Source organism: Microbulbifer sp. CAU 1566 (genome assembly GCF_023156515.1).
Taxonomy (GTDB): Bacteria; Pseudomonadota; Gammaproteobacteria; order Pseudomonadales; family Cellvibrionaceae; genus Microbulbifer.
Genome location: NZ_JALNMG010000002.1, coordinates 287,015 through 300,613, shown reverse-complemented (window position 1 = coordinate 300,613; position 13,599 = coordinate 287,015). Strand labels below are relative to the sequence as shown.

11 protein-coding genes and 1 tRNA gene are annotated in these 13,599 nt (G+C 55.6%); 5 read left to right on the top strand and 7 right to left on the bottom strand.

Going from position 1 to position 13,599, the window contains the following annotated elements; translation table 11 throughout:
* Window positions 1-29 precede the first annotated feature (29 nt).
* The 3 genes from M0G74_RS06425 to M0G74_RS06415 are packed head-to-tail and all read left to right on the top strand — an operon-like array spanning window position 30 to window position 3,093.
* Window positions 30-2,297 carry a DUF3631 domain-containing protein gene (locus M0G74_RS06425; protein WP_248215689.1) on the top strand — a complete coding sequence of 756 codons (2,268 nt, stop codon included), beginning with the start codon at window positions 30-32 and terminating at the stop codon, window positions 2,295-2,297.
* Window positions 2,297-2,656, top strand: coding sequence for a hypothetical protein (locus M0G74_RS06420; protein ID WP_248215688.1), 360 nt, complete (start codon window positions 2,297-2,299; stop codon window positions 2,654-2,656). Before M0G74_RS06425 ends, M0G74_RS06420 begins: the two co-directional genes overlap by 1 nt.
* The gene (locus tag M0G74_RS06415) at window positions 2,653-3,093 is read left to right on the top strand and encodes a hypothetical protein (protein WP_248215687.1); all 441 of its coding nucleotides are present in this window, start codon (window positions 2,653-2,655) and stop codon (window positions 3,091-3,093) included. Before M0G74_RS06420 ends, M0G74_RS06415 begins: the two co-directional genes overlap by 4 nt.
* 436 nt (window positions 3,094-3,529) lie before the next feature.
* Here the strand turns inward: M0G74_RS06415 and M0G74_RS06410 are convergent, their stop codons facing one another.
* The 6 genes from M0G74_RS06410 to rne form a co-directional block, all read right to left on the bottom strand.
* Window positions 3,530-4,084 carry a recombinase family protein gene (locus M0G74_RS06410; protein ID WP_248215686.1) on the bottom strand — a complete coding sequence of 185 codons (555 nt, stop codon included), beginning with the start codon at window positions 4,082-4,084 and terminating at the stop codon, window positions 3,530-3,532.
* Window positions 4,085-4,663: 579 nt separating this feature from the next.
* Complete coding sequence (locus M0G74_RS06405; RefSeq protein WP_248215685.1) at window positions 4,664-5,242, bottom strand: hypothetical protein; 579 nt, start codon at window positions 5,240-5,242, stop codon at window positions 4,664-4,666.
* Window positions 5,239-5,568, bottom strand: a complete 330-nt coding sequence (locus M0G74_RS06400; RefSeq protein ID WP_248215684.1) for a DUF4325 domain-containing protein — start codon at window positions 5,566-5,568, stop codon at window positions 5,239-5,241. Before M0G74_RS06400 ends, M0G74_RS06405 begins: the two co-directional genes overlap by 4 nt.
* A gap of 4 nt (window positions 5,569-5,572) precedes the next feature.
* On the bottom strand, window positions 5,573-6,523 hold the full coding sequence (locus M0G74_RS06395; RefSeq protein WP_248215683.1) for a hypothetical protein: 951 nt from the start codon (window positions 6,521-6,523) through the stop codon (window positions 5,573-5,575).
* Window positions 6,524-7,041: 518 nt separating this feature from the next.
* Window positions 7,042-7,129, bottom strand: a tRNA-Ser gene (locus tag M0G74_RS06390).
* Window positions 7,130-7,251: 122 nt separating this feature from the next.
* Window positions 7,252-10,368 (bottom strand): ribonuclease E, encoded by a 3,117-nt coding sequence (gene rne, locus M0G74_RS06385; RefSeq protein ID WP_248215682.1) that lies wholly within the window; start codon window positions 10,366-10,368, stop codon window positions 7,252-7,254.
* Window positions 10,369-11,259: 891 nt separating this feature from the next.
* Here rne and rluC point away from each other — a divergent pair.
* Together rluC and M0G74_RS06375 are read left to right on the top strand one after the other, a co-directional pair.
* Window positions 11,260-12,249 (top strand): 23S rRNA pseudouridine(955/2504/2580) synthase RluC, encoded by a 990-nt coding sequence (gene rluC / locus M0G74_RS06380; protein WP_248215681.1) that lies wholly within the window; start codon window positions 11,260-11,262, stop codon window positions 12,247-12,249.
* Window positions 12,250-12,298: 49 nt separating this feature from the next.
* Window positions 12,299-12,943 (top strand): HAD-IA family hydrolase, encoded by a 645-nt coding sequence (locus M0G74_RS06375; RefSeq protein ID WP_160153601.1) that lies wholly within the window; start codon window positions 12,299-12,301, stop codon window positions 12,941-12,943.
* Between the two features lie 28 nt (window positions 12,944-12,971).
* Here M0G74_RS06375 and M0G74_RS06370 read toward each other — a convergent pair whose 3' ends face one another.
* Entirely contained in the window at window positions 12,972-13,559 is a 588-nt protein-coding gene (locus tag M0G74_RS06370) for a Maf family protein (RefSeq protein WP_248215680.1), read from the bottom strand.
* Window positions 13,560-13,599: the final 40 nt, after the last annotated feature.

Sequence of the window (13,599 nt, the reverse complement as noted above, 5' to 3'; positions counted from 1 at the left end):
CTCGCGCTTACCAAGGAAGGTGAGAGCAGATGAAAAATTATCCCCCGCCCACTGAGGGCGAGAACCCTATCCTGCGCGCTGCGCTCCAGTACGCAGAAGCTGGCCGGCCAGTGTTGCCTCTGCACGGCATCATGGAAGGCCGCTGCACCTGTGGCAAGCCCGATTGTTCAAGTCCCGGCAAGCACCCTACAACGCCTCACGGCCTGAAGGACGCTACTACGGACGCCGCTATTATTCGGGGTTATCTGACAGGGCCAGCGCCCCTGAACGTGGGCCTACTGACGGGCGGCAATTTTTTCGTGGTTGACGTGGATGACCCAGAGAAATTCGAGGCCCTGCGGAAAAAAAATTGCTGCGAGATGAAGCCCACGCGCACAGTGAAAACGGCGAAGGGTTATCACCTATATTACAAAACCCCTGCCGGCGTTAGAGTGAAAAATCGAGCCGGGATTGCTGATTGTTTCGATGTGCGCGGCGAGGGCGGCTATATCGTGGCTGCGCCCAGTCGTCACGTTTCCGGGGCTGTTTACACGGCCTCCGACAAATCCCCCCTGGCCGATTCGCCGCAATGGCTGCTCGATCTGATCCTGCCGCCGAAAAACAAAACCGAGCCGTCAGTGGCCACCGGATTGTCCACGAGGTACGGGCAAGCCGCGCTGGATGATGCCTGCCGCAAAGTTGCCGCCGCTGGTGAAGGCACCCGCAACGCCACGCTAAATGACGAGGCTTTCGGTATCGGGCAACTGATCGCTGGTGGTGAAGTCGATCAAGCCGCCGCAAACGCCGCTCTGCTGGACGCTGCCGAATCCTGTGGATTGCCACAGCTCGAGGCTAAAAGAACGCTCAAGAGCGCGTTTAAGGGCGGTTCCAAAGAGCCACGCAAGCCTGAGCCGCGCCCGCCCAAAGCAAAACTGAAAACCACCGGCACTTGTGCGCCTAAGAAACACACAGCCGAGAATGGGCAGACCGCGCAGCAGGAATTGGAGGAGGGAATTTCCTCTTGGGTCGATCCTGTAGTTGGCGCGGAGCTTGCCGACGAAGTACTGGCGACGTTTACACGGCATTCTGTTCTGCCCGATGGCGGTGAGGTTGCGGCCACGCTCTGGACGATGGGCACCTTCGTTTTCGGCGCTTTCCGCATTTTTCCAAAGTTGTTGATATCCAGTCCTGAGCGCCAGTGCGGAAAAACCACGCTGCTGGAACTGCTCGACGCGCTTTGCAATAAGGCCCTCGCCGCCAGCAATGCCACCCCCAGTGTGATTTTCCGGGTGATCGACCAGTGGCAGCCCACGCTCCTGCTCGATGAGGCGGATACGTTTATCTCCGAAAACGAGGAGCTGCGCGGGGTGGTGAACAGTGGTCACACGCGCAAAACCGCGTTTGTGCTGCGCACTGAGGGCGACGGCGGCAACCGCGCACCGAAACGGTTTTCGACCTGGGCGCCGATGTGTATCGCCATGATCAAGTATCCGCCCGACACGATTCTGGATCGCAGCGTGATGTTACCGATGCGGCGCAAGCTGCCCACAGAGACCGTAGAGGCGGTGCCACTGGAAATATGGGAAACCTGCCAGTCAAAGCGGCAGAAGCTGGCACGGTGGGCACTGGACGCTATTGAAGACCTGAAAGTCGCCAGCCCAACCATAGAGGCCACCGGTACCGACCGCGCCCGCGACAACTGGCGACCCTTGTTCGCAATCGCGGAGCATCTGGGCGGGCACTGGCCTGAGTCGGCGAAGATGGCAATGGAAACACTCGAAGCCAGCAAGGAGCCGATTGCCGACCCCGGCACCATGCTCCTCCACGACCTGCGCGATATTTTCGCGGAGCGCGGAGTAGATGCCCTACCTGGGTATGCGCTGGTGGATGCACTCGTGGATATGGAGGACCGCCCCTGGGCCGAATGGAAGGCTGGCCGACCGCTCACCACAACCAGCATTGCGCGCCTACTAAAACCCTACAAAGTGCGGCCAAAGCAGACATGGCTGAACGGCGGCAACCAGCGAGCCTACCGGCTCGAAGACCTTCAGGACGCCTTCGCCCGCTACGCCCCCCAGTGTTTCCCCGATTTAACCGCTAGACCGCTAGACCCCAATAACGACGGGGGCTCCGGCCTAGCACCCGGAAATTCGCAAGTGTTAGACGGCAAAAACCTAGCGCTAGGCATATCACCCTCTAACACTTTGAAAAACGTAAGTGATAGGCGGAAAGCCAGTAACCATACGGGTTCTAGCACCCTAGCGGTTCAAACCGGGAAACACTGGGGGGGCGTGAACCCGGATGAGGAACTTTTCTGATGGACGCGCTCGTTGAACTCAAGCAGCGCGGATTTTCCGCTCGCACCTATGACGGTCGGCTTGCCATATCGCCCGCGAATAAACTTACCGAATCTGACCGCGATTTTGTGCGCCAGAACCGGGAAGCGTTGCTCGCGGCCCTTCGGGATGCCGTGACGGCACCAATCTCGGTTCCACTGTATCGAGTGTGGGACGTGAAGCTGCCGAGCGGCCAGATTGTTCGGATGGTATCGCCGGAAGCCTGCACTGGTGCCGAGGCGCTGGCGGCTGCTCAATTCCGCTGGACGGATTGCCGAGTAAAACCTTATCGACTGGGCAAGGATGCCCATGACGTTAAAACAGCGAACGGAGGCGCATGACGATGAAAGCCATTACCAAAGAAACCGAGAACTATCTTGCCCAGCACGAGGCCGAGGCCGTGGAGCGAGTGCAGCTAACACTGGAGCGCGTCGAGGACACCCGCCGCGACCTGTGCGGCCAGTTCAGTGACCGATCCATGGCGCCAGCCGTGATGGCCCATGAAACCGCCGTAGTGCAGCACACTAAAGCCATCGGCGACCGCGAACGTTGGGCACAGCAGCGAGCCGAGCTTGCTGGAGGTGACCGGATCGACCTCGAGGTCGAGTCACAGGTCGGCGCCACTATGCAGGCAATTGAGGGCTTCGTTGAGGTACACCACGGGATAGCAATCCCTGAAAAGATTGCCTCACAGTTGGAGTGTTTGCTTAACCAACATAGGGACGAGCTGGAAGATACTGTTCTCACACAGGGCGAGGATGCTGCCCTTGCCGACTAAGATTATCCGGCTACCTGCCGCCGCCGTTGAGTCTCTGGATATATATCTGGCGGATGGCGGTGCACGCGGCTGGGTGCCAACCAGGGCGACGGTTTACCAGTGCCGAGAGTCGGTGTGGAAGCGATACCAGCGGTCACGGGAAAAACGATCAGGCGACAGGTTTTTGTGCGCTTTGGATTTAGCCGCCAGCCTACAAAAGCACAGCCTGTAATGGCGCTGTTGGTTCCGTTAATTTTGTAGCTTCTGGCCGTGGCGTGTCGAATTTTGCGAAGACCCTGGTCATGGCGCAAGCAGCCACTTTAACGGGCTGGAGTCAAGAGGCGGTAAAGGCGGAATAAATGAATTTCCACACGCCAATTCCATTTGGCGAGTTATTATATTTTGGGAGCGGGGACGCACCCCTATCGAAATAAATGCAATTCGTAACCGACAGCAGTTAGCCCGCTTTTCTGTACTTATAGATCGACGCCACGCCGATGCCTAGCTCCTTGGCAATAATGGATGGCTTAACTCCCTGAGCGCTTAAAGAGCGAATAGCGTTGATCTTGTGTTCGCTCAGGGGCTGGCGACCGGTGTATTTATTCGGATCCTGCTTGGCCTTGGCGATCCCTGCCAGCTGCCGCTCCCGCCTCAAATTTGTCTCGAACTCAGCGAACACTCCCAGCATTTGCAAAAAGGCCATACCACTAGCCGTGCCGGTATCAATACCCTGGTCAAGAATCTCAAGGCTGGCTCCCATACCACGTACCTCTTCCACGATCTTTAGTAGGTCCCTCATATTCCGAGCCAACCTGTCGAGTTTCCATACTGTGACCTGATCACCTTCACGCAAGTTTTCCAGGATACTGCGCAGTACTGGGCGATCCATTGTTGTTGCCGATGCCTTCTCCTCGCGTAGGTCGCCGCCGGGATAGGCTGTAGTCAGGGCTTCCACTTGTGCGGCCGTAGTCTGATCGGCGCTACTTACCCTAGCGTACAAGAAATTTTTCATTTGGTTCGATACTCTATTTTTGGCGTCTAAAACATTTACATAATATGTGTTTATGCAAGCCAAAAACAACCCTAAACATAGAGTTTTGGGTTTACGCCAGGGGTATACCCTAAATAGATTACGTGTGGATGATTGGGCAGTCTCAGTGCTCTCGTCGTTCTCTTTTGGGGATGTGTGACGGTAACACGCGAGTAGTGGTCATATTATTTGGCAAGCGCTGTCGACTGGGTGGAGTTTTGATATTTAAATTTAGTTGCCCCCCCCGGGGTGACTTGAAGTGTTTGAGCTCTATAAATTTGATCGGAGTCCCAGCAACATAATTCTCAGCGTAAGCTTCGACATTTACTGGGGAAGGGTGACTGAAAATACAGCTCCTTTGAAAACTTAATTAAGTGGGATAACGCGATTCATCCAAAGTGACTTGTATACGAAGCCTCTGCGGTGCAGCCGAATGGTTGGTTTAAAGTGAAAGATTTCAGAAGTGAATCGGGGTAGAGTAAATCGTACTCTGTGCGTGCGTTCCTGGCCGTTGTCCGACATTAATGGCCTTAAGTATTGGCCTGTCGCCAGCTAGATAGATTATGAGTTGTTTATAGTAAATTTCAGGCGGCGCGAACTATCTAGAGTTTTCTCATGGTGTACCGATTGCCTCAACAGAAACCTTCCTGAAAGTATGAAGTTCGTGGGCTTAATGCCTTTCGTTCCTGTTACATAATCCCAGTAGTTAGTTAGTTCATCTTGTAGGTTCTCAACCTGTCCCTTAACGGGGCGGTAGTTTCGACTCTCTCCAACCTGATGTGCGAGAGAAGTAAGGTGCGCGCCTAGTTTTTTGAAGTGACTATATACTTTTGAGCAGTCTGCCTGATCTAAGGTTCTACCTTCTAGGTCGTGAAGCGTGTTTTCAAGTTTTTCCAAGCCTCTATTGAATATAGAAACCTCTTCGATTAACAAATTTTTTTTATGGCGATCTGTGTCGATTCTATTGGTGATTAGATATGGAGCTAAAATTGCCAAGGAAAAAACAACAAATAAATTTCCTAGCTCTATAATGTCAACTTCACGATTGAGTTTTAAAATTGGTAGGCGAGCATAAAGGGCGCCAATATATATACCTGTAATTAAAATGATTGTTGAAACAATCCAGTGCCACACTTTCATTCTTTTTCTGGGTTTTTAATGATGTTAATTGTATAGCGTTTTACATTCTCATCTTCTTTGGAGATTATTTCCACGATCGATAAAACTTTATCTGCCCCGAACTCTTTGGATAGTCGACCAAAAGAAGCTGAAATAAAGGAGGTGGCGTATCCATACGTGCGATCCATATCGATAATTAATCGATTTTTTTTCGCCACTGCCTCTTCAAATTTCCCTTTTAGATGATCTTCATAAAATTCTTGTCCGGATGCGTCGCCATCATCCCGGTATCTTGCTCCGGGCGCATCGCTAAAATCCTCGGCAATAGAAATTTTCAAGTCAGCCATGATTTCAATTCTTCTTTAACTCGAAATAGTAAATGGTTCCGCTGAAATTCTCATTCATTACAGATACAGTGCTGTTGATTAGGTCGACGTATCCGTCATTGGCAATGATTACAAAATTTTCAAAATTTCCGCTTTGCGCACAGTCGGCGATTAGTGGCATGCCTCTTCCGCGGGCTGGATCTTGAGTGCTTGATTTAATCTTTCCATCAACAAGATCTTTCAAAACTTTTTCCAGCTGCATTCCTCGAAGTAGCGATAGATGGTGATTAGCGTTACCACCCGCAACCCTTACGGGTAATGGGCTTCTGATGATATGTTGTTTTACCGGTAAGCTCTCGAAAATACCAACACCCAGGTCGAGGATTACAAACTTAACTACATCCCTTTCGTCATCTGCAAAATATATAAGCCACCAGGGATACTTTCCTGCTATTTCTCTATCGGCATGATTGTTGGTGTTAGCCATGATTTCAATCAAAATTGAATAGAGTTCTTTGATTCGCCGTGACTCTCCGTACAGGAATTTAGTGGCGAGATCGACGGCAGATTTTGCCCAATAATTCTGTACTTTTTTGTTGGTTAGACGTTGTGGTTGCAAGTGTTCCAGGTCTACCACATCCCCTTGCTGTGAAAAGCTGCGAAGTATTCCGAGTTTCTTCAGTTTTTGGTCGCATGCTTTGTCTTTTGGCCAGCGGAACTTTGACGGTTTCAGTAAGCTAATGTTCCGATCTTTGATGAATGCTATCAAGACGGCAACAAATGTTTCTGTGACCGTGGTGGTCTTTTCTAGATCGTAGATGACTGCTGTGCTGCTTTTATATCCAGCTTCAGCTTTCCGAAAGAACTCGATGCATAATTCTGGAGATTCAATAAGCGAGCATATTTCGGGAGCGAGAATCACCGCTTCCGGGTTCAGCTGTTTCTTGTTTCTGAGTGTATGTGTCGGCTGCTGCAAGTTAATGTCTCCGCCGTATTTATGTAGGGCTGATCGCGATCGGGCCTATCGGCGAAATGGATTCTATTGTCATGGTCAGTGTTGAGGGTTTGGGCCCCGGCACTAGCCGCTGAAGCGTCGCTGCTTAGCTCGAGGGTCGATAAGTAATAGCTCGAGATGCGGCAGACGCTAAACCTTACGCGACTTTGAGAAATTTACAATCTAGCCGTTACGGCATTGGCTGTTTTCTCTAGTAGGGAGATTCCGTAATCTTTGTTACTTTCGGCTCGCCTGGCTAAAAAATGTACTTACAGCTGCGGGCCGCTTAGGACTGCGATCTAGGCCTCTGGAGGTCAAAAGTCCGGTCCAGCAGTAAAAAGGGAAGGGCGCTCCAGCAGGGCTTAGCAGAGATACCCAAGAAGCAGGCACAAAAAACCCGCACTAGGCGGGTATTTGTGCCGGGTGGCCCAGTCATTGGCCCAGTGGCTATTTTTTAACCCTGAAAACCTTTTAAAAATCAAAAGGTTACAGGTTTGATATGGCGGTGGGGCAGGGATTTGAACCCTGGGACCTGTTACAGTCAACGGTTTTCAAGACCGCCGCTTTCGACCACTCAGCCACCCCACCAATTTGTCCGGCGCATTATACCGGCATGTTTTCCCGGTACAAGTGCGCAGGCAATTTTTTTAGTAAGTTCAATGGGTTAGCTGCATTTTTGAGCAGCTAACCCACTCGCTCTCCGTGCTTACTCAGCCGGCTTCCGCAGAATCTCCGGTGCTCTCCACTGGCGCGCTGCGCTTGACGCGGGGGTCGTTGGCGGGGCGCTGCAGGGGACGCGGGCTGTGCTCGATATCCGCTGGTTGTGCGGTATCCAGCGGGCGCAGTTCACCAACTTCCGGACGCGCGGTGATGACTTCGAACTCGCCCAGCGGTTTGGGGTTGATTCGGGGGTCATTGCTGGCGCGTGTCAGTTTGCCGCCGGTGGAGGCGGTCGCTGGCTGTGCGGCTTCTACTGGAGCGGCCGGAGCCACTGCTTCTGCTTCTTCAGCGGCCACTGGTTCGCTAGCTGCTTCAGCAGTAACAGCAGGTTGAGGCTGTTCAGTTACCGCTGGCTCTACTTCGCTGCTAGCAATTTCGGCTTCAGTATTTTCAGCCGGTGCTTCCTCGGAAATGGCTGGTGTCGCTTCCGCTACTGGCTTGGCAGTCTCGGACTCGGCTTTTACTTCTGGCGCCTTTTCTTCCGCTTGCGCTACCGTTTGTGCTTCGGCTTGAGCAGGAGCTGCCGCTTCTGTTTTGGCGGTCGCTTCTTGCTTGGCTGCTGGCGCTTCTTCGACGGGCTCCGCGGCTTTTGCGGTTTCAGCTTTGGGCTCGTCTGCTTTCTGCTCGGATTTCAGCTTGGCATCGGCCCATGGCGTTTGCGGGGCAGCTTCTGCGGCCGGCTCTTCGACTTTCGCTTTTGGCTCGCGTTTGCGCTCCGGCTTGGTCTCAGTGCTGGCGACAGACTGTTCGCGTTTGGCCGGCTTGTTGCCGGTTTCACGCTCCGCGGTGTCAATGGCTTCGTTGACTTCGCGGTTCAGTTCCTGCTGCTCGGTTGCGGCCTGAGTGCTCGCCTCTTCACTGCCTTCTGCACTGCTGTCACCACGACGGCCGCGGCGACGGGGCTGCGGGCGGGCGCGTACATTGCTGGGGCGGCGAGCAGGGCGCTGCTGATCATCACTAGAATCTACAGTGGCTGCTGCATTGTCGAGATTAGTGTTTTCGACTTCGGCGGCGGTGCCTTGCTGGTCGTTGCGGCGTTCGCCACGATCACCGCCGCGACGACGGCGGCTGCGGCGCTGGCCTTCACGCTGTCCTTCCCGTTGACCATCGCGCTGACCGTCACGCCCGCTATCGCGGTTGCTGTCACGGGCATCGCTGCGGTTGTCGCTGCGGCGCTCGGCGGCTTCGCTGTCGTCACGGCGCTTGTCGCCGCGCTTGGGGCGATTGTCGTCTTTGCGCTCTTCACTACGTTCGTCGCGACGCTGGTCGTCCCGGCGGTTGCCGCGCTGGTTGCGTCCGCGTCCGCGGCCACCGCGCTGGTTGCGGTTGCGCTGCTGGTAGCCCTTGCCGCGACCGCTGGACTTCTTGTGCTTCTTGCGGTCGTCGTCTTCTTCGCTGCTGAACAGGCCGGTGATGGCGCTGATCAGGCGGCTGAAGAGACCAGGCTTTTCATCGGCCTGTGGCTTGGCTTTCGCTTTGGGCTTGGCGGCCGGGGTGGGGGCCGGTGCCGTGTGGGCGATCTGCTGCACTGCCGGCTGGGCAGGGGCGCGCAGTGGCTCATCTTCCTTGTTCTTGTCTGCGGCTTCTTCAATGGTGCCGGAGATTTTGTAGGAAGTTTCCAGGGTTCCGGAGTCGTCGTCGCGCAGGCGCAGTACTTCGAAGTGCGGAGTTTCCAAGTCAGCGTTGGGGACCACTACCACACGGGTGCTGTTGCGGGCCTCAATGTTGGAGATGGCTTTGCGCTTTTCGTTCAGCAGGTAAGTGGCGACGTTCACCGGGGTGATTGCGCGGATTTCTGCGCTGCGCTCTTTCTTCGCTTCTTCTTCCACCAGTCGGAGGATGGACAGAGCCAGTGACTTGGTGCCGCGAATGGTGCCCTGGCCGCTACAGCGGGGGCAGACGCGGTGAGTGGTTTCACTCAGAGATGGGCGCAGGCGCTGACGGGACATTTCCAGCAGGCCGAAGCGTGAGATACGGCCAACCTGAACGCGGGCGCGGTCCATGCCGAGAGCCTTTTCCATGCGCTTTTCGACTTCGCGCTGGTTGGACTTGTTCTGCATGTCGATAAAGTCGATGACCACCAGGCCACCCATATCGCGCAGGCGCAGCTGGCGAGCGATCTCGTCTGCCGCTTCCAGGTTGATGTTGCGCGCAGTTTCCTCGATGTCGCCGCCTTTGGTGGCGCGTGAGGAGTTGATGTCAATGGAGATCAGCGCTTCGGTAATGTCGATCACGATGGAGCCGCCGGAGGGCAGTTTCACTTCGCGCTCGAAGGCGGTCTCGATCTGGCTTTCAATCTGGTAGCGATTGAACAGCGGGATATTATCGTCGTAGAACTTCACCTTGTTGGCGTAGTTCGGCATGACCTGGCGAGCGAATTCTGCAGCCAGCTGGTAAGCGCCATTATCGTCGACGATCACCTCGCCGATGTCATCGCGCATGTAGTCGCGAATGGCGCGGATGATGACGTTGCTTTCCTGGAACAGGAAGTGGGGCGCTTTGGACTCGTCCGCTTCTTTCTTGATGGCGGTCCACAGTTGCAGCAGGTAGTTGAGGTCCCACTGCAGTTCTTCGCCGCTGCGGCCAACGCCGGCGGTGCGCACGATGATGCCCATACCGGAAGGTACTTCCACGCTGGACAGGGCGTCGCGCAGATCGCTGCGCTCGTCGCCTTCGATGCGGCGAGAAATACCGCCCGCGCGCGGGTTGTTCGGCATCAGTACCAGGTAGCGACCGGCGAGACTGATAAAGGTGGTGAGGGCGGCACCCTTGTTGCCGCGCTCTTCTTTATCCACCTGAACGATGACTTCCATCCCTTCTTTGACTACATCCTTGATTTTGATGCGGCCATCGATGTCTTTCGGGGACTTGTTGAAGTATTCGCGGGAGATTTCTTTCAGGGGCAGGAAGCCATGGCGCTCTGCGCCGTAGTCGACAAAGGCAGCTTCCAGGGAGGGTTCTACGCGGGTGATTTTACCTTTGTAGATATTGGCTTTTTTCTGTTCGCGGGTGCGATTCTCGATGTCGAGGTCATACAGCCATTGGCCATCGACCAGGGCAACGCGCAGCTCTTCCGGCTGGGTTGCGTTGATCAGCATTCTCTTCATGCGTTAGTTTTATCCTTGCAATTGCGCGAAGGTAAAACACCGCTGAAGCTCGCAGGGCTTGAGAGGGTACGGCGGTGGCAGCGGGGGATGCCCGGTCACTCATCGCCGTGGTCGTATGCGCCTCCAGACAGGGGTCACCTCAAACAGGTGCCTGTGGGGCTGCATACTTTGTTAACTCTGAATGCCGACGAATCAGTACAGCATTCAAATCCTGTTGGGCCGGCCCCGATAAGTACTGGGGCGGGTCCCAACTGCTTCCCGGTTTGGGGGAGCATGGGTCACATCTTTCTTCTGGCTCTGGGGCCGGCTCGTGGCTGGGCCCTTGTGGTCAATGCCTGGTAGTTACCGACGGCCCTGGAGTGCATTGGCATCTCTGGCGGCGCGCCGGGGGCCAGTACGGTCGCTGGCGTCTGATTCTCAGAGCGTGATGTAACGAGTCGAGTTTGTTTTCAAGCGCTGCGGGCGTCAGCCCGTCTTACCTTCGCAAAAATCCCGCATTTGGCGGGGTAAGGTCGGCGAGAGCTTCAGGAGTGACAGCTTTGGCTGCATTCCCTGGGCACCATCTTGCGACGCGCTCTCGAGGAGTCTCACCGACAAAGTTTTGTTGATAACGCGGCAATCCGCGCACCGGCCCGACTGGCGGTATTTTCTCAAGAGCGGCACCTGAGTTTTTGTATAGCAGAAAAACCGTGCACCGCCGAAAACCAGCCCCAATTCAGGCCGGCCGAATATACCACGGTGCCAATTCAGCATCAATCACACCGCTTCAAAAGCCCCTGGCTTGCGGCTATCATGCGCCCCATGCGAAGTAACCCCCCAAAAAAGTCCCTCCGTAACCCCCGCACCTCCCGCCGGGTAAATTCTCAAACCGTTTCTCAGGAGGATCCTCAAGTGAAGGAGTCTGGTGAGTCCGCAGGTGATACCGGCGGTCGCCCGTCACTGCAGAGTGGTGTCGGCGTGCAGTTCCTCACTGTGCCTGAAGAGCTGGCCGGCCAGAGGATCGACAATTTCCTGCAGGCGCGACTCAAGGGAGTCCCCCGTTCGCGGATCTACCGGATTCTGCGTAAGGGAGAGGTGCGCGTTAATAAAGGAAGGGTGAAGGCAGAGTACCGCGTTCAGGGCGGTGATCAGGTGCGAGTGCCGCCTATCCGCATGTCTGAGGAGTCAGCGCCGGCGGTTGCAGGTGACCAGCTGCGGCGCCTGCTTGAGGCGTCCATACTGTATGACAAGGGTGGACTGCTGGTGGTCAACAAGCCTGCCGGTCTGGCAGTGCATGGTGGCAGCGGCGTTCGTCTCGGGTTGATTGAGGCCCTGCGCCAAATGTACCCCAAGAGTCCGTTTATGGAGTTGGTGCACAGGCTCGATCGCGATACCAGTGGGGCCATCCTGGTGGCGCGCAAGCGTTCGGTGCTGCTGCACGTTCAGTCCGAGTTGCGTGCGGGCAAGCTGGGTAAGTCTTATCTGGCGTTGGCGGCAGGCAAGTGGCCTCGCGGCCGCAAGCTGGTCGAGGCGCCGCTGAAGAAAAACACCCTGAAAAGTGGTGAGCGCATGGTGGTGGTGGACGGCGACGGCAAGCCGTCGACAACCCGCTTCCAGGTCGAAGAGCGGTTCCCTGGGGCCACCCTGGTCGCTGCGGAACCGGTGACCGGTCGTACTCATCAGATTCGTGTGCATGCGCAGTTTGTGGGTTGCCCGCTGGCGGGGGACGCCAAATACACCGCGGATGAGGTGAATGCGGCATTTCGTGAGCAGGGGTTAAAGCGCCTGTTTCTGCACTCTGCCGGAGTAAGGTGTACCTTGCCTGATGGAACTCGGGTTGATGTTAAAGCGCCCCTGCCTGCCGAGCTTGAGGTGGTACTGTCGAATCTGCGCAAGCCATAGGCTAACCGCCTTGCTGGCGTGATGAGCGAAGCTTATAGAGGGAAGTTGAGTGCTGGTTATTCTTGATTGGGATGGGACTGTCTGCAATTCGGAGGCGCGTATTGTTGCCTGTATGCAGCGAGCGTCTGACCGGGTTGGTTTGCCTGTGCTGGAGCCTGCGGCGATCGGCAATATCATTGGTCTCGGTCTGCCAGAGGCGATCGCCTCCCTGTTCCCCGAGGCGCACAGCGAGCAGCGGGATCAGTTGCGTTCTTTTTATGCTGAAGAGTGGCTGGCGGCCCGGGCCGAGCCTTTGCCGCTATTTGATGGTGTTCTGGCAACGCTGGACCAACTTCTGTGCGCTGGGCACCGGTTGGCGGTTGCGACCGGTAAAAGCCGGCGCGGACTTGAGCGCGAATTTGAAGAGCATGGAGTGGGGCACTTGTTTGCCGCCAGTCGCTGTGCGGATGAGACCGCGTCCAAGCCGGACCCGCTGATGCTGCGTGAGATTCTTGCTGAGATGGGGTGCAGTGCTGGCGACGCGGTGATGGTTGGAGATACCGAGTATGACTTGAAAATGGCGTCGGCAATCAATATGCCCGCCATTGGTGTCAGTTATGGTGTGCACAGTCGGGAACGTCTTGATGTGTGCCGCCCACAGCAGATCATTGACCATTTCGGCGAGTTGTTGTGCTGGCCTCCGCTTGTGGCCTGATGGGTGGCTTGTGGGCTGCTGAGCGTGTCTATTGCGCCTTCAGCGGGTCCATCTGATATTGGCGCAGCAGCTCAATTAGTCGAATTAATGGTAGGCCGATTAGTGTGTTTGGGTCATTCCCTTCCATTTTTTCGAATAGTGCTACCCCTAAAGCTTCCGCTTTAAACGACCCTGCGCAATCCAGCGGCTTGTCGAGCTGCACGTAGCGCTCAGCCTCTATTCGGTTCAATTGGCGGAAGATCACCGTGAACTTTTCGCACAGAGTAGTGTGGGTGTTGTTGGCGGCGTCTACCAGGCAGAGCCCGGTGTGGAAGTTGACCGCCTGGCCGGAGCAGAAAAGCAGCTGTTCTACCGCGTTTTCTTCGGTGCCGGGCTTTCCCAGGTGTTTGCCTTGGCACTCTGCCACCTGGTCGGAGCCGATGATGAGTGCGTCAGGAAATTGACCTGTCAGTGCCAGTGCTTTTTCGGTGGCCAGTCGGCTGGCTAGTGCGATTGCGCTCTCCTGGGGCAATGCTTCTTCCTTTATATGGGGCGCGGCGCATTCGAAAGGCAATCCCAGTTTCTCCAGCAGTGTGCGGCGATAGGGGGAGCTTGAGGCTAGAATCAGTCGGCGCATGGTAGCAGCTGTCCTGGTGCGTCTGGGTTGTTGTGATTGT

What these genes read in the sequence shown, in the direction of transcription:
- M0G74_RS06370 (WP_248215680.1), bottom strand. Translation starts at nt 13,559, where the DNA reads ATGCGCCGACTGATTCTAGCCTCAAGCTCCCCCTATCGCCGCACACTG.
- M0G74_RS06420 (WP_248215688.1), top strand. Translation starts at nt 2,297, where the DNA reads ATGGACGCGCTCGTTGAACTCAAGCAGCGCGGATTTTCCGCTCGCACC.
- rne (WP_248215682.1), bottom strand. Translation starts at nt 10,368, where the DNA reads ATGAAGAGAATGCTGATCAACGCAACCCAGCCGGAAGAGCTGCGCGTT.
- M0G74_RS06415 (WP_248215687.1), top strand. Translation starts at nt 2,653, where the DNA reads ATGACGATGAAAGCCATTACCAAAGAAACCGAGAACTATCTTGCCCAG.
- M0G74_RS06410 (WP_248215686.1), bottom strand. Translation starts at nt 4,084, where the DNA reads ATGAAAAATTTCTTGTACGCTAGGGTAAGTAGCGCCGATCAGACTACG.
- M0G74_RS06400 (WP_248215684.1), bottom strand. Translation starts at nt 5,568, where the DNA reads ATGGCTGACTTGAAAATTTCTATTGCCGAGGATTTTAGCGATGCGCCC.
- M0G74_RS06425 (WP_248215689.1), top strand. Translation starts at nt 30, where the DNA reads ATGAAAAATTATCCCCCGCCCACTGAGGGCGAGAACCCTATCCTGCGC.
- M0G74_RS06405 (WP_248215685.1), bottom strand. Translation starts at nt 5,242, where the DNA reads ATGAAAGTGTGGCACTGGATTGTTTCAACAATCATTTTAATTACAGGT.